Annotated in this window: 14 protein-coding genes; 4 read left to right on the forward strand and 10 right to left on the reverse strand. The window is 41.9% G+C overall.

The features are described 5' to 3' along the window. Positions 1 to 72: 72 nt before the first annotated feature. The 5 genes from cshA to GSR62_RS07355 all read right to left on the reverse strand — a co-directional run bounded on the left by cshA (position 73) and on the right by GSR62_RS07355 (position 5,396). The gene (gene cshA, locus GSR62_RS07335) at positions 73 to 1,584 is read right to left on the reverse strand and encodes a degradosome RNA helicase CshA (protein ID WP_010688119.1); all 1,512 of its coding nucleotides are present in this window, start codon (positions 1,582 to 1,584) and stop codon (positions 73 to 75) included. Positions 1,585 to 1,725: 141 nt separating this feature from the next. Next, the gene (locus GSR62_RS07340; protein ID WP_066023512.1) at positions 1,726 to 3,102 is read right to left on the reverse strand and encodes a UDP-N-acetylmuramoyl-tripeptide--D-alanyl-D-alanine ligase; all 1,377 of its coding nucleotides are present in this window, start codon (positions 3,100 to 3,102) and stop codon (positions 1,726 to 1,728) included. A 125-nt stretch (positions 3,103 to 3,227) separates the two neighbouring features. Next, positions 3,228 to 4,124 carry a zinc metalloprotease HtpX gene (gene htpX, locus GSR62_RS07345; protein ID WP_066023513.1) on the reverse strand — a complete coding sequence of 299 codons (897 nt, stop codon included), beginning with the start codon at positions 4,122 to 4,124 and terminating at the stop codon, positions 3,228 to 3,230. Positions 4,125 to 4,135: 11 nt separating this feature from the next. Further along, positions 4,136 to 4,693, reverse strand: coding sequence for a LemA family protein (locus tag GSR62_RS07350; protein WP_010688121.1), 558 nt, complete (start codon positions 4,691 to 4,693; stop codon positions 4,136 to 4,138). Positions 4,694 to 4,961: 268 nt separating this feature from the next. Further along, on the reverse strand, positions 4,962 to 5,396 hold the full coding sequence (locus tag GSR62_RS07355) for a GNAT family N-acetyltransferase (protein WP_010688122.1): 435 nt from the start codon (positions 5,394 to 5,396) through the stop codon (positions 4,962 to 4,964). Between the two features lie 159 nt (positions 5,397 to 5,555). On the opposite strand from GSR62_RS07355, the gene GSR62_RS09450 reads away from it, so the two are divergent. The 4 genes from GSR62_RS09450 (at position 5,556) to GSR62_RS07370 (ending at position 8,934) form a co-directional block, all read left to right on the forward strand. Further along, the gene (locus tag GSR62_RS09450) at positions 5,556 to 5,693 is read left to right on the forward strand and encodes a hypothetical protein (protein WP_004051144.1); all 138 of its coding nucleotides are present in this window, start codon (positions 5,556 to 5,558) and stop codon (positions 5,691 to 5,693) included. Positions 5,694 to 5,985: 292 nt separating this feature from the next. Further along, positions 5,986 to 7,179: a quaternary amine ABC transporter ATP-binding protein gene (locus tag GSR62_RS07360; protein WP_010688123.1), complete on the forward strand. Its 1,194-nt coding sequence runs from the start codon at positions 5,986 to 5,988 to the stop codon at positions 7,177 to 7,179. Continuing rightward, complete coding sequence (locus GSR62_RS07365) at positions 7,179 to 8,015, forward strand: ABC transporter permease (protein WP_010688124.1); 837 nt, start codon at positions 7,179 to 7,181, stop codon at positions 8,013 to 8,015. Before GSR62_RS07360 ends, GSR62_RS07365 begins: the two co-directional genes overlap by 1 nt. A 13-nt stretch (positions 8,016 to 8,028) precedes the next feature. Then, positions 8,029 to 8,934, forward strand: a complete 906-nt coding sequence (locus tag GSR62_RS07370) for a glycine betaine ABC transporter substrate-binding protein (protein WP_066023514.1) — start codon at positions 8,029 to 8,031, stop codon at positions 8,932 to 8,934. Between the two features lie 135 nt (positions 8,935 to 9,069). Here GSR62_RS07370 and GSR62_RS07375 read toward each other — a convergent pair whose 3' ends face one another. The 5 genes from GSR62_RS07375 to GSR62_RS07395 all read right to left on the reverse strand — a co-directional run bounded on the left by GSR62_RS07375 (position 9,070) and on the right by GSR62_RS07395 (position 15,826). Beyond that, entirely contained in the window at positions 9,070 to 10,884 is a 1,815-nt protein-coding gene (locus GSR62_RS07375) for an ABC transporter ATP-binding protein (RefSeq protein ID WP_035447857.1), read from the reverse strand. Positions 10,885 to 10,910: 26 nt separating this feature from the next. Beyond that, positions 10,911 to 12,644 (reverse strand): ABC transporter ATP-binding protein, encoded by a 1,734-nt coding sequence (locus tag GSR62_RS07380; protein WP_066023515.1) that lies wholly within the window; start codon positions 12,642 to 12,644, stop codon positions 10,911 to 10,913. Between the two features lie 156 nt (positions 12,645 to 12,800). After that, positions 12,801 to 13,574, reverse strand: a complete 774-nt coding sequence (locus GSR62_RS07385) for a TIGR02452 family protein (RefSeq protein ID WP_066023516.1) — start codon at positions 13,572 to 13,574, stop codon at positions 12,801 to 12,803. Between the two features lie 22 nt (positions 13,575 to 13,596). Further along, positions 13,597 to 14,121, reverse strand: a complete 525-nt coding sequence (locus GSR62_RS07390) for a dihydrofolate reductase family protein (protein ID WP_035447793.1) — start codon at positions 14,119 to 14,121, stop codon at positions 13,597 to 13,599. Beyond that, positions 14,087 to 15,826, reverse strand: coding sequence for a hypothetical protein (locus GSR62_RS07395; RefSeq protein WP_225362218.1), 1,740 nt, complete (start codon positions 15,824 to 15,826; stop codon positions 14,087 to 14,089). Before GSR62_RS07395 ends, GSR62_RS07390 begins: the two co-directional genes overlap by 35 nt. Positions 15,827 to 15,926 lie beyond the last annotated feature (100 nt).

Below are 15,926 nucleotides of genomic sequence, written 5' to 3' on the forward strand. Positions count from 1 at the left end.
ATTTAAATAGATTTTGTATTACAAAAAAACACTCCAGTCTTCACTTAAACTGGAGTGTTTTAAGACACTTAATTAATCTTTAGTTCTGATCGTAAAGCTACGTTCGCTATTTTTTTTGGAAAAACGTTCGCGCGAATCGTTTCTCCGCTTCTTTTTATTATCACGATAAGATTTTGATTTACCATAGTCGCGTTTATTATTAAATTTATTGTTACGACGACTACCGTAACGCTTATACTTACCTGTACTACTGCTCTTACGTCTTGGTAATGGACGTTCAGGCGTGATCTTGACCGGAACTGAGCTAGCATCATCTTTAGTCATGTTATTGAGTAAAGCGGCTACTAGATCAACATCGTCATATTCCGCCAATAATTCCTTAGCTTGTGTTTCATATTTAGACGTTTCTGTTTTAGCAACTAATTCTTTGACATCGTCTAAAGCTGATGAAACTTGACCAACAAAAGCTTCTTCTTCTGTTGGTGGACGCAATGGATCCATGCGTTTCTTAGTCAAACGTTCGATCACACGTAAATAATCCATCTCATTAGGTGTTACAAAAGTCACCGAAACACCGTGGCGTCCAGCGCGTCCTGTACGTCCGATCCGATGAACATAACTTTCTGGATCTTGTGGGATATCGTAGTTGTAAACATGGGTCACACCTGAGATATCTAGCCCACGAGCTGCCACATCAGTTGCAACTAAGATATCTAACTTACCTTCCTTAAAGCGCTTAAGGATACTCATTCGACGTTGTTGCGAAAGATCACCATGGATCCCAGCCGCGTTATATCCTCGTGCTTCCAAGCCCTTGGATAATTCATCGACCCGACGTTTCGTCCGCCCAAAGACGATCGTTAATTCTGGGGCTTGAACATCCAAGATCCGTGTCATGATATCAAATTTTTCATAATCACGTACTTTAACAAAATATTGATCAACTAGATCGGTCGTCAATTCTTTAGCCTTGATCTTAACAACTTCTGGTTCAGTCATGAATTTTTCGCCGATCCGCAAGATCGCTTTTGGCATGGTTGCTGAGAATAACAATGTTTGGCGTTGACCGGGCACATTAGAAATGATCTTTTCGATATCATCTAAAAAGCCCATATCTAACATTTCATCAGCTTCATCGAGGACCAACATCTTAACCTTGCTCAAATCAACAGTTTTACGGTTGATATGGTCCAATAAACGACCTGGTGTACCCACTAAAATTTGTGGTGGATTCTTCAAGAGTTTGATCTGACGACGAATATCAGCACCGCCATAGACAACTTGGACGCGTGCGCGCTTATCTTTTCCTAAGCGATAAAGTTCTTCTTGTGTTTGGATCGCCAATTCACGCGTTGGTGAAATGATGATCGCTTGAATAGCATGTTCCTTAGGATCAACATGCTCTAAGATAGGCAAACCAAAAGCTGCTGTTTTACCAGTCCCTGTTTGAGCTTGACCGATCACATCTTTACCTGCAAGAACCAGCGGGATCGTTGCCTCTTGAATTGGCGTAGCTTCCTCAAAGCCACTACGCTTAACAGCTTTCAACAGGTCTTCTGAAAGACCGAGTTCATCAAATTTCAAAAATTATTTCCTCCTAGTTTCGGTGGTCAGGCCACCTGTCTGCACAAAATAACAGACCACTAAACTTCGCCAAAGCCCGCCAGCCCGCAAAGTTCATCTCATACTTATTCATTTTGTACGTATCATAATAGCATATCACTATTATTCACTCTTAGCAATCTTAGTTAGAACTTCTTCTAAATGGATCCCATGACTAGCCTTTAATAAAACTGCATCATCAGGTGTCAATTTTGCCAATAGATCTGTAGCTAACTGTTCTTTTTGCTCTGGTGAATAGCAGTGGATCTGGTCCACATCAAATTTAGCTTGTAAAGCTTTAGCCAAACTTTCCATCAATGGACCACAAAGGTAGACCTCACTGATCTTATTTGGATCGATCGCCTCAGCTAAACTAGCATGCATTTGACGTTCATTTTCCCCTAATTCCAACATATCTCCCAAAACAGCGATCCGTTTTCCCGCAACTTTGACCTCAGCAAAGGCTTGTAAAACCTCTTTAGCTGCTGTTGGATTTGAATTGTAGACATCGCTTAAGACCATAAAACCGTTTGTCCCTGTACGCCATTCCGTACGATTTTTGGTAAGATCGAAATTTTCTAACGCTTTAGCCATTTGTGCTACATCGATCATAAATTCCTTTCCGACACTTAAAGCTGCCAAAGCATTTTTGACATTATATGCCCCGATCATTGGGATCGTAAAGTTTTCATCTGGCCATAAAGTCACTCTAAAGCTGGATTTAGTAGCATCACTTACGACGTTTACCCCTTGAAGATCATCTTTAGGTTCATTACCAAACGTGAAGGTCGCTTGTTCGATCTTAGCCGCCCGTTCGACTAAAAGTGGTTCATCTCCGTTGTAGATCAAGAGACCATCTTCTTTCAAACCGTTAACGATCTCCATCTTAGCATCAGCGATCTTGGCGCGCGTACCGAAAAATTCGATATGTGCTTCACCGATCATCGTGATCACAGCTACATCTGGTTGCGCTAAACGACTTAACTCATCTATCTGTCCAAAGCGGTCCATCCCCATCTCGACGACCAAGATCTCAGTATTAGGTTCCATTGATAAGATCGTCATTGGGACCCCGATCTCGTTATTGAAGTTAGCAAAAGTCTTTTGGACGTTGAATTGAGTGCTCAAGATCGCAGCAATCATGTCCTTAGTGGTCGTTTTACCGTTACTTCCAGTCACAGCTACGACCTTTGGATTTATCTTTTGCAAATAATAACGACCTAATGCTTGTAAAGCGACCAACGTATCCTCGACCACCAAAGCTGGAATATCAGTTGGTGTCTCAGGATGATCAGCTTGCCATAAAACTGCACTCGCTCCATTATCTAGCGCAGCTTGAACATAACGGTGACCGTCTTGTTCGCCAATAAGTGGCACAAATAAAGCCCCCGGTTCTAGCTGGCGGCTATCAAAGCTGACGCTGGTAATGGTAATATCTTCCCAAGTTTCTTTTGCTTCTATCTCTAAAGCACGAGCAATTTCGGATAATTGCATCTTCATGCGGATGTTCTTCCTTTCTGCCGATCAAATAATGATCAACATAACTTTTTTTGTCAGTTCCTATCCATTGTATCACAAACAATAATGAGCTACAAAAAAGGCACTGCTTGCACAGTACCTTCCGATTACATTTTTTGCAAACGTGCGATCCGTTCTTCGATCGGCGGGTGGGTATCAAATAAATGTGCCCACGTTTTACCCTTGAATGGATCGGCAATATACATCGAAGCGCTACTTGCATCAGCAGCTTGCATCGGTTCACTATTTGAGATCTTAGCTAGTGCATTGATCAACCCCAATGGATTTCGGGTCAATTCAACTGCTGAAGCATCAGCCAAATATTCTCGATTACGCGAAAGCGCCATTTGAGCCATTGAAGCTGCCAACGGGCCTAAAACGATGGCTAACAAAGCCAAGACCAACATGATGATCTCAAAGATCCCATTGCCACCTTCACGATCATCACGCCGTCTAGTGCCACCCCAAAAGAGTGAATGTGAACCAAAGTTAGCCAACAATGAGACAACTGCAGCTAAGGCTAATGCTGTGGTCTGCAACTTGATATCGTAATTACGAATATGTGAAACTTCATGTGCCATCACACCTTCGATCTCTTCACGATTCAAACGCGCCAATAACCCCGTTGTAGCTGCTACAGCAGCGTGTTCGGGATCACTACCTGTAGCAAAAGCATTGGGACTTGGATCATCAATGATAAAGACCCGCGGCATCGGGACCTTACCAACTAATGCCATGTCTTCTACGATATGCCACAATTCCGGTGCCTGGCTGGGATCGGTGATCTCATGTGCATTGTTCATATTCATGACTACATCAGTCGACTGACCTAACATGACGAACATGTAGACAAACCCTAAAACGATCGCAAAGATCACACCCATCGTCGCACTACCAGCAAAGGCGTAGCCGATCGCTGCTCCAATCACGCCTAATAATAATAAGAAACCAAGTACTACCAAAACGGTTTTTCGTTTATTTGAGGCGATCTGTTGATATAACATCTTGCATCCCTCTAATCAAATGAAACTTTTGGCGCTTCCTTTTGTTCTTCTGGAACAGAAAGATAGTCGACTTTCGTAAAATGATGGATCTTAGCGATCAAGTTAGATGGGAAAGTCAATAACTTTTGGTTAAAAGCAGCTGCCGAAGAGTTGAACAATTGACGTGAATAAGCGATCTTATTTTCAGTATTTGTCAATTCTTCCATCAACTTAGTAAATTCTTGATTTGCTTTTAAATCTGGATAGCTTTCAGATAATGCAAAAATAGAACGCAATGTATCTGATAATTGATTAGAGACTTCCATCTTAGCTTGATGGTCACCATCTGGGATCGCAACTAATTGATTCCGCAATTTAACGACCTCAGCAAAGGTCTCCTTTTCATGCTTAGCATAGCCCTTAGTTGTTTCAACCAAGTTAGGAATCAAGTCATTACGGCGTTTCAATTGAACATCGATCTGACTCCAAGATTCTTCTGTGTAAACTTTTGCCTTTTGCAAGCCGTTATAAAGTGTGATATAAACAACGGCTAACAATAAGACGATCACGACTAAAACGATCAAAGCCATAAAATTTCCTCCTTAAATCTCTTTACAAAAAAAGCCAAGGGTGAACCCAATCACTCTCGGCTAGCGCAGTATTCATTGCTGAATAGAAGGCCACACTCCACAATGTAGACCATTCAAGCACGCTACATCCGGTAGCTAAATGTGCCCTGCTATCGACACTGACCACTAGTCGCCGCAGCGAAACAACAAAATGTTGCCTGGTCTATCTCGACTCATCGCATATTTTAATTTTACCCTATATCAAATAGCGATTCAAGTTAAGAGTTTGTTAAGATAATAGAGACTTATCCATCCTATGATGGGCGATACCAGCCTCCATAAAGCCTTCTCCGACCACTTGATAGCCTAATTTTTTATAGAAAGCTTGCGCCTGGTCCTGTGCCCCTAAAGTCAAAGTGTTTATCTTATGGTCACGTGCGCTCACTTCGATACCATTCAACAACTCACTAGCTAGGCCTTGACCACGATGTTCTTTTTTTACAGCAACACGCTGAATATGCCAAACACCTGGCTCTTCTTCAAAGGCTCGTGCCGTAGCGACAGGGAGCTCATCTAAATAACCTGTAAAATATAATGGTCCTTTTTCGCCTGCGACTTCAAGTTCTAAACTCACACCTTGCTCCATGATAAATACTTCTTTTCTAAGAGCTAATGCATCTTTATAGACTGAACTTTCAAGTGAATTACTACTTTTGATCTCCATATTGTCCACTCCATCAATAATTTTGCTTTATTTTAGCTAAACTTATTCCATTATTCAAGTAGTAGCTTTTGCTTGAACTAATTTGAAATAGAACTATAATGTAGTTGTGAAATGATTTCACCGCTTTGTGGAGCATTTTACGGAAAGAGGCGAAGGATTATGGCTAAGAAACTAAGTAAAGAAGAACGCAAGGCTATGGCACGTAAAGCAATGGAAGCCCGTGCTAAACAACCTAAACCAGCAGCTGGCTCAGGCTTTGCAAAACTTGATTCTGATGCTGAACACCTACGCGGCTAATTACCGTTAGATATTCACAGCGCTAGCACCTGTTTTTGGCAGGTGCTTTTTTTATGAAATTTTTTTGAGTTTTATCTTCCCGCAAAACTCACTTTTTTGTCGCTCAATCTGTCATAAAATTAAATCATTATTCATTTTTTTCGGAAGAATTTCAGATTTTTCTAGCCCCCATTGTTAAGCTTAAGAAAGCGGTTGTCAAAGATTTTCACAATTTGCATGTTTTTTGCGTATATGCTAAGGTTTTTATATCGTTTTTCTGCGCAAATACTTAAAAAACAGAAAGGAAGATTACATGACAGTCGAAATCGACGTAAGAAATGTCAGCAAAATATTTGGGCGCCAAGTTGAAAAAGCTGAAAAATTAGCTGCCCAAGGTTTAAGTAAAGAAGAAATTTTAAAGAAAACCGGAGCTACGGTCGGGGTCGACCGTGTCTCTTTCCAAATCGAAAAAGGTGAGATCTTTGTGATCATGGGACTCTCTGGGAGTGGTAAATCAACTGTTTTACGGATGTTAAACCAGTTGATCCCAACTACCTCAGGCCAGATCATCGTTGACGGTCAAGATCTCACTAAATTGACCAAAAAAGAACTACTTGATTTTAGACGTAATAAAATGAGTATGGTCTTCCAAGACTTTGCTCTTTTTCCACACTATACAGTGCTTGAAAATGTTGCTTATGGACTTGAAATCAAAAATGTATCTAAAGAAGAGCGACTAAAAAAAGCCCAGCACGCACTTGAATTAGTCGGCCTTAAGGGCTATGGTGAACAATATCCTGACCAATTATCCGGTGGGATGCAACAACGTGTTGGCCTTGCTCGGGCGCTTGCCAGTGATGCACAAGTCTTATTGATGGACGAAGCTTTCTCCGCCCTTGATCCTTTGAACCGTAAGGAAATGCAAGACGAACTTTTACGGATCCAAGCCGAGTTAAACAAAACCATCGTCTTTATCAGTCATGATCTGAATGAAGCTTTAAAATTAGGGAATCATATCATGATCATGCGCAACGCTAAACTCGTTCAAGTCGGCACCCCCGAAGAGATCTTAACTTCACCTGCCGATGACTATGTTGAAAAATTTATTGAAGATGTTGATCGCAGTCGGATCTTGACGGCTGAAAATGTGATGATCAGTCCCGCAATGGTCAACATCGAAAAAGCTGGTCCTCGGACCGCTCTTCGCGAAATGCGCGAAAATCACACTTCTTCAATTTATCTCGTCGATAGCAAATATCGCTTTAAAGGCATCGCTTCTGCCCAAGATGTGTCTCAATGCCTTAAAGCGGGCAAAACAGACCTTTACGATGTTATTCAGACAGATGTTCCAACTACTACACTTGATACAGTCTTAACTGATCTTTTGGCTGATATTTCAACAACTACGATCCCATTTGCTGTCTTAGATGACCACCAGCGCCTCCGCGGGATCATCATTCGTGGCGCTGTCTTGGCTGCACTTTCAGGAAACGAGGTTGATGCTTAATGTTTAATATTCCAAAATTACCACTTGAAGATTGGGTCAACTCAGGGGTTGACTACTTAGCCAAATTTACCGGATTTTTTGATGCGATCTCAAACTTTATTTCGATGATCGCAAATGCTTTTCAATGGTTCTTTGACCTTTTCCCAGTTTGGCTCTTTATCCTATTACTGTTATTAGTAACTTATTACTTACGCCGTGATCAAAAGAAATGGGGCTTACTGAGTCTCGAGTTAGTCGGCCTACTGTTTATTTGGAACATGGGTTACTGGCGTGATATGACACAAACTTTGACTTTAGTTTTAACTTCATGTGTGATCGTCTATTTCTTTGGGATTCCCCTTGGAATTTGGATGGCTAAAAATAAAACCGTCAAAGCGATCGTCCAACCGATCTTAGACTTTATGCAGACGATGCCCGCCTTTGTCTACCTGATCCCTGCAGTTGCTTTCTTTGGGATCGGGACAGTGCCTGGAGTCATCGCCTCGGTTATCTTTGCGATGCCACCGACAGTTCGTATGACTGATCTAGGTATCCGTCAAGTTCCAGCCGATCTGATCGAGGCCGCTGATTCTTACGGCTCGACTGCTTGGCAAAAATTATTCAAACTGCAATTACCTTTAGCTAAAAATACGATCATGTCTGGGGTAACTCAATCCTTGATGTTATCGCTATCGATGGTCGTGATCGCCTCAATGATCGGGGCTTTAGGTTTAGGAACTAAAGTATACTTTGCTGTTGGTCGTAATAATGCCGGGGCTGGTTTTACTGCTGGGTTAGCGATCGTTATCTTAGCGATCATCTTAGATCGTTTGAGCCAATCTCTCCAAAATAAGTAAGGAGGGCTAATGTATGAAATATTTAAAAAAAATACTATTACCTGTGATCTTACTTGGGGCCTTTATCCTGAGTGGTTGTAGCAGCTCGACGCAAGCTAAGTACGACGCTACTAAAGCACTCGGCCCCCAGGTAAACTATACAGTCACCGGGATCGATGCTGGGGCTGGTGTGATGGATAACACCCAAACTGCATTAGAAAAATACGGACTAACGCAAAAAAACTGGCAGTTACAAACCAGTTCGACCGCTGCCATGACGAGTGTTTTAGATAAAGCGATCAAAAATAAGCAACCGATCGTGATCACTGGTTGGGTCCCTCACTGGATGTTTACCAAGTATGACCTAAAATTCCTAGATGACCCTAAAAAAGTTTATGGTGAAAGCGAAGGGATCCACACGATCGCCCGCTTGGGTCTCAAAAAAGAGCAACCAGGTCTTTATCAATTTTTAGAAAACTTCAACTGGACTTCAGATCAATTAGCCCAAGTCATGTTGCAAATAAATGATGGGGTCGATCCTGCTCAAGCTGCTAAAAACTATCTCAAAAAGCATCCCGATCAATTAAAGGCTTGGCTCAAAAACGTTCCTGAAGGCAATGGCAAAACGGTGACCTTAGCCTATGTTGCCTGGGACTCCGAAATCGCAAGTGCTAATGTCGCTAAAGCTGCCTTAGAAAGCCGTGGCTATAAAGTCAACATTCGCTCGATGGACGCGCAACCGATGTGGACTGCTGTAGCCACAGGTGCTGCTGATGCTTCTTTAAGTGCTTGGCTACCTGTGACCCATGATGCCTATGCTGAGCATTTTAAGGGAAAATACATTGATGTTAGAACTAACTTGAAAGGTGCTAAAACTGGTTTAGCCGTTCCCACTTACATGACAAATATCAATTCTATCTCTGATCTAAAAAATAAATAGTAGTGTGTGCAACACCGTTTGAATAACAAGGGGGCCCGCCATGATGTTTTGCATCGTAGCTGGGCCCTCTTTGTTATCAACAAAAATAACGCCCAGTGGATATGACTCTCACTAGACGTTATCGATTACTTATTTTTAACTTTGAGCTGCGATCTCATCAGCAAATTGGCTGTTGTACAGATCAGCGTAGAAGCCACCTTTAGCCATCAAGGCTTGATGATCACCAGTTTCAACGATCGAGCCGTGATCCATCACGATGATATTATCGGCATCTTTGATCGTGGATAAGCGGTGGGCGACCACAAAGCTCGTACGGGCCTGTAGTAGACGTTCCATCGCTTGTTGGATCAACACTTCAGTCCGGGTATCGACTGAACTCGTAGCTTCATCTAAGATCAAGATCTCAGGATCAGCCAAAAAGGCGCGGGCGATCGTGATCAATTGCCGTTGTCCTTGGGAAATATTGGATGCTTCTTCATTTAAGACCGTATCATAGCCTTCAGGAAGTTGGCGGACAAAGGCATCAACGTGGGCTGCCTTGGCTGCTCGAATGACATCTTCTTTAGTAGCATTCTCACGACCATACTTGATATTGTCATAGATCGTTCCCGTAAAGAGCCAAGTATCTTGTAACACCATTGAAAAATGTCCCCGTAGATCTTCACGCGTGAATTTACGTGTATCTTTTCCATCCAAACGGATCGCACCATCATTGATATCATAAAAACGCTCAAGCAAATTGATCAGAGTCGTCTTACCGGCCCCAGTTGGACCAACGATCGCGATTTTTTGTCCCGGCATTGCCTTGAAACTAAAATCATCCATCAAGATCTTATCATCGGTGTAGCCAAATTTAACGTGATCAAATTCAAGTTTGGCATTGGTTTGAATATCTGGCTTTGTTTCGGTAGCGGGATGCATCTCAGGTTCATCTAAAACTTCAAAGATCCGTTCAGCCGAGACGATCGTTGCTTGGATCGTATTGGCTAAGTTAGCTAATTGCGTGATCGGCTGGGTGAATTGGTTGACGTATTGCAAGAAAGCTTGCACGTTACCTAATGTGATCGTACCATTTGAGACTTGGATCCCACCAACAACGGCAACTAGCACATAACCGATATTTTTAACAAGGTTCATCAGTGGCATGATCAGCCCGGAAATAAATTGTGCCTTCCATGAAGCCTTGTAGTAGCGCTCATTTTCAGCTTCAAATTCAGCGATCATATCATCGGCCTTGTTGAAAGTCTTAACGACTGTATGGCCCGCATAATCTTCTTCGACAAAGTTATTCAACTGGCCCAAGCTCTTTTGTTGCGCTGCAAAATGCTTTTGTGAACGTGGAGCAACGACTGCAACTGTGACTAACCCCAGTGGGATCGTGATACAAGCGATCAGGGTCAATTTCCAACTGATCGAAAGCATCATGATCAAAACAGCGATAAAAGTCACCGAACTAGTCACTAGCTGTGTCAAACTCTGTTGAAGCGTTCCCCCGATATTATCCATATCGTTGACCGCACGTGACATGATATCCCCATTCGAGTGAGTATCATAGTATGAGATCGGCAAACGCTGCATTTTTTCTTTAAGATCTTTACGCAAACGGTAAACGATCTTTTGGGAAATATTGGCCATGATCAGCTGTTGGGCAAAACTCAAAACAGCTGCGATCGCATAAAAGCTTCCGACGATCAATAATATGTGTTTGATCGCATCGAAATCGATCGGCAAACTGGTCAAATGTTGTCCAGCTTTCATCTGCCTATAGCCCAATAAAACTCCATTGAAGATCTCTGTCGTGGCTTGACCTAAGATCTTTGGCGTGACCGTTTGGAAAATGACAGAACTGATCGCAAAGATGATCACCAAAAGCAGGCCCCACTTCCATGGATCCATATACTTGATCAATCTAAAAGTCGTCTTCCAAAAATTCTTAGCTTTCCGATTCATCGGATCTTTTGTACCATGTCCGTGCACTAGTGCTCATCTCCCTTCTTTAATTGTGACTCAACGATCTCTTGATAAGTCTGGTTGTTTTCGACTAGCTCATCATGTGTCCCTTGACCAACTACTTTACCTTCATCCAAAACGATGATCTCATCAGCAGCGGTAACTGTTGACACACGTTGGGCCACGATCACTAGTACACTCTTTTGGATCTCAGGATCGTTTTTCAAACCTTCACGTAATTTAGCATCTGTCTTAAAATCAAGCGCTGAAAAAGAATCGTCAAATACGTAGACCGCAGCTTTTTTCATCAAAGCACGAGCGATCGCTAACCGTTGCTTTTGCCCCCCAGAGAAGTTGTCGCCACCCTGTTCTACCTGAGCATCTAAACCATCTGGTAGTTCAGAGACGAATCCCTTGGCTTGCGCTAATTCTAAAGCATGCCACATCTCTTCATCCGTCGCTATTTCATTGCCAAACTGCAAATTGCTTCGGATCGTTCCCTTAAAGAGCACGGCTTTTTGCTGTACAAATGACACATGCTCATGCAGATCACTTTGGGCCACTTCTGTGATCGGCGTTTCATTTAAGGTGATCTGCCCTGCTGTCGGATCATATAACCGTGGGATCAAGTTGACTAAGGTCGATTTACCCGAACCAGTCCCCCCGATCACAGCTAACATCTGCCCTGCTTTAGCCGAAAATGACACATTTTCTAAAGCGAGATTTTCGGCATTTTCATAGCGAAAACTGACATTATCAAAGACCAAATGACTCGGTTTATTTTGATCGATCACTTGATCACCAGTTGTTTCGACGATCGAGAGTGGCATCTCCAAAACTTCATTGATCCGCGCAGCCGCCGCTTGACCACGGGGGATAAAAACAAAGACCATCGACAACATCATAAAGCTAAATAAGATCATGCTGGCGTAAGTCATAAATGAAACTAAATTACCGACACCCATTTCTTGGTTGCCGATCAATTTAGCCCCAAACCAAACGATACCCATGTTCGTTCCGCTTAAGATCAAAGTCATGATCGGAAACATCAAGGATACGATACTAAAAACTTTGATCCCCGTGTTCGTATAATCTTTATTAGCATCATCAAAACGTTTTTGTTCAAAATCATCCCGGCGGAAAGCCCGAATGACCCGCACCCCAGTCAAACCTTCTCTGAAAGTCAAGTTGATCCGGTCGATCTTTTTTTGCAGGCCTTTGAATAAAGGAACCGCAAAATACATAATGACCGCGATCGCCACTAATAATAATGGGATCGAAACTAAAAAGACGCCCGTCAAACGTTTTTCACTTTGATACGCCATAAAACTAGCCCCGATCAGCATCAAAGGTGCCATCAACATCATTCTAAGCAACATGATCAACACATTTTGGATCTGCAAAATATCATTGGTCGTCCGTGTGATCAAAGAGGAGGTCCCAAATTGATCGATCTCGCGCCCACTAAATTGCAATACCTTGCGAAAAACGGCTTCACGTAACTTAGCCCCAGTTTTTTGTGCCTGTGTCGAGGCAAAGTAGACATTACCCACAGCTGCCACTAAGCCAATTGCGGCAATCAATAACATTTGAAGCCCGATCTTCCAAATATAAGCTGTATCTCCCTTAGCAACCCCATTATTGATCATATCTGAGGTCAAAGCTGGTAAATTCAGATCGCAGATGACCTGAATAAATAAAAAGAATACCGCTGCCAAAACTGCACCTTTTGACAGGCGTTTTTTGACTAACTTAAACATACGATTTTCACTTCCTCAAGATTAAATTTGTATAGTTATCTTACCGCCCTCGCCCCTTAATGTCAACTTACTTTACAGATATAATCGATTTTATAACAATTATTAAGAAAAATAGCTAAAAAGGGTAAGCAATGACTTACATCATCACCTACCCTTCTAAGCTGCAAAAGCTCGTTGAAATTCCGCTAATGTAGCCGTATCTTGCCAAATATCAAAATATATCTGTTCAAAGGCTCCATCAAATTCCGCTCGCTTTAAACACGAACGGAAACTTTGCGCGACCATCTTAGGATCATTTCCTGCAGCACCACACCCAAAAGCACCTAAAATAAGAACAGTTGCTTGCGCTTGTTTAAAAGCGCGAAGTGTTTGTAAGATCTTATTTTGCACGCTCAGTTGAAGCTGCTTTTGATCTGGCTTTTGGCCTAATAATTCAGTTATCTGGTGAATATTTGGCGGACTGATCGCCGCCACATCAGCATAGCGGGCCTGTGCCAAGATCTTGTCTTGCTTAGCATCCCGCAAAAATTTGACATGTTCAACATAGATCAGTGCTTCTGAATAAAACCCCTTCTTTGGATCGAGTTTATTTCTATAATAAAAGTTACGCCGATACTTATATAATTCCGGATATAAAAAACTATTTCGACACAATAAGCGCTCTTGGCTATCAGTTTGCAATAACCGACTTCCGATCAAAACCGGATCAGCAAAGTCCATTACACCAACTTTTTTAGTTGTATTTATCTGTTGTAAACGTGACAACAAATGCTTATTTTCAACCAAGATCTGCGTAATAAAGCTATTTTGCGTCCTCGTTTCCGGCAAAAGTCGTGTGATCAACTGTGATTTTTGCTTTAAACTCGGCATCTGGATCTGATAGAGATTCATCGCTTTATGCTCAAGCGCGTCACTTGTTGATTTATCCATCTCATCCACCTCTTTTTTACCGTTATTTGGTCCAAATCGAATATGACATTTCGTATTTTGTCTCTAGGCTTTGTAAATTGACTTTAGGAGCTTGATGAGTCGTATTGAACAAGGCGATCCCCTTAGTCAAATTGAGGGGCAAGGTGACTAACCTGATCTGATCTACTAGGTCGCCACAGACAACCTGGTCGATCAGATCTCCGCCGCCAAAGAGCCAAATATTTTTCCCTTCATTGGCCCGCAATTGTGTGATCAAAGAGATCACATCACCTGAAAAGCACCGCATATTAGCTCCCAGTCCTGCTAATGGGGTATGTGAAAAAACGATCACTTCTTTTTGCGTCATATTCAATAAACTATGGTAGTAACACTTATAGGTATTCTTTCCCACCAAAACTGTATCAAAATCCGGGGGAACTCGCCAATCTACCACCCCCGCAGGTAAATGATCTCGATAAAATCGTTCTAAAGCTAAAACACTTCCTTGCTCATCTGCAATGTAGCCATCCAGACTAACGAGCACTGAGATAATTAAATTTCGCGTCATCTTCTCTGCTATATCCTTTACGTTTAATTACGATCCCTAAACACCCCAACCAAACAAAGGTTGGTAACACTAAAAATACGACCGTTGTTTTAGCTGGAACATAGGAGATCTCTAACCGATTATGTCCCCGCTCTTGTCTTAATTTTAGCGCGCCGATCCGTGTATGTCCAAATTGAGCATCTGTCAAAGTTTTTCCATTTAGCACAACTTTGGTGTTTTTATATCCGATTGCAGGCACAATGATCTCTTTAGCTTCGGCAGCATCCCATTGATAGACCAAAGCATCCTTAGTAGCCGTTTTGGTAAATTTTTGTTCTTGCATGATCACTTGTTTGCGATAATGCCGGTAACCATGGATCTCATCTTGATCGGTCAACTTGGTGTAAAGCGGTAAATAATCAGGCGTCGATTTTTGAACATAGTACAGGCCTAGAGCAAGATCCTTACTAAAGAACGCTTGCTTGATCTGCTGGGTATCATCGGTGAAATAGGTTGTATTTTTTTGATACATAAATTCTTCAGGCTCATCCCACATCGCTAAACTCTGCTCAAGCGCTTGGATAGTTTGAACAAAAGAACAGGTAACTAATACGGCTAACGCACCGATCACCACCCATCCATTTATCTTTAGTTCAGTCGCAAATAAACCTAGCGACATGAGCAAGAGCACCGTGTAAGGGACAAAGAAGCGAAATGGGAACTGTAAGATATTGACAAATTCAAAGGTCTGACTCAACCATTTCCAAGGTAATAACCGCGATGACAGGATCAAAAAGAGCAAGGCTTCTAGCGACACGATCTTATTTAAAGTGGAGATCTTTTTCCAAAATACGAGCAACAGGATAATTTGCAGCCCACCCAAGATAACGATCCCAAACGGTGCGAGCCAATTTGATAATCGATAAACACTCAAGGAGATAGCTGTTCCATAAATATTTTTATTGATAAATGGTTGTAAAACAGTATTTCCAAAGTAGACCTCGACTAAACCAGCCCAAATATTAGTTGTCAACAAGAAAAATAACCCAATTGCTAGAGCCATATGTTGTAACAATTTAATACGTTCAGGCGTTTTGATGAAAGCATAGATAAAGGCGGGAAGGTAAGCCATGACGACAAATAAACTTGTCAAAAAGTGGATCTGAAACATCAAAGCCGTGCATAAAGCCAATTCTAAAACATTGACCCGCTTTTCGACGATAAAGGTCACTAGTGGCAACAAACATAGTGGCAATAAGGCAGCAGCCCAACCGGAAAATGCCTGGGATAGCGTCCAGTACTGGACCGCATATGTTGTTAAGTAAAAAAGCGCTAAGCCTAAACTATAACTCACCCTAAGTTTGCATTTCCGCAAAAGGGCATACATCGACCCACCAGCTAGTAAATAAACAGCAATATCAGAGAGAATTTGGTAGTTGAACCAAGTCTTGCCCACCAACAACAAAGCTCCATTGAAATAAGCGACCACCGGCCCATAAAGCGCATTGATGATCCGCCCCGACTGCTGAAAGCCATACATTGTAATAAAGTGGTGGAAATTCCCTTCTTTTAACTGCATTGCTGCTTCATAAAAACGATTATAGTGGAAGATTGAATCTGATCCCAAAAGCATTTTATGAGCCAACACTTGTGGTAAAACTAAGACGAGCGCACCGATCACAATAACTAACGCGATAAATAACCTTGAACGCATTAATTTAGACATCTTCACTTGAAGAACCTCTTTCAATAAAATGATAAAAATATCTCTATTTTTTAACTAATTTATTTTCATAATTTATTATACACTCTTTTTGAAATTAAAC

This window comes from Ligilactobacillus animalis, assembly GCF_009933595.1.
GTDB lineage: Bacteria > Bacillota > Bacilli > Lactobacillales > Lactobacillaceae > Ligilactobacillus > Ligilactobacillus animalis.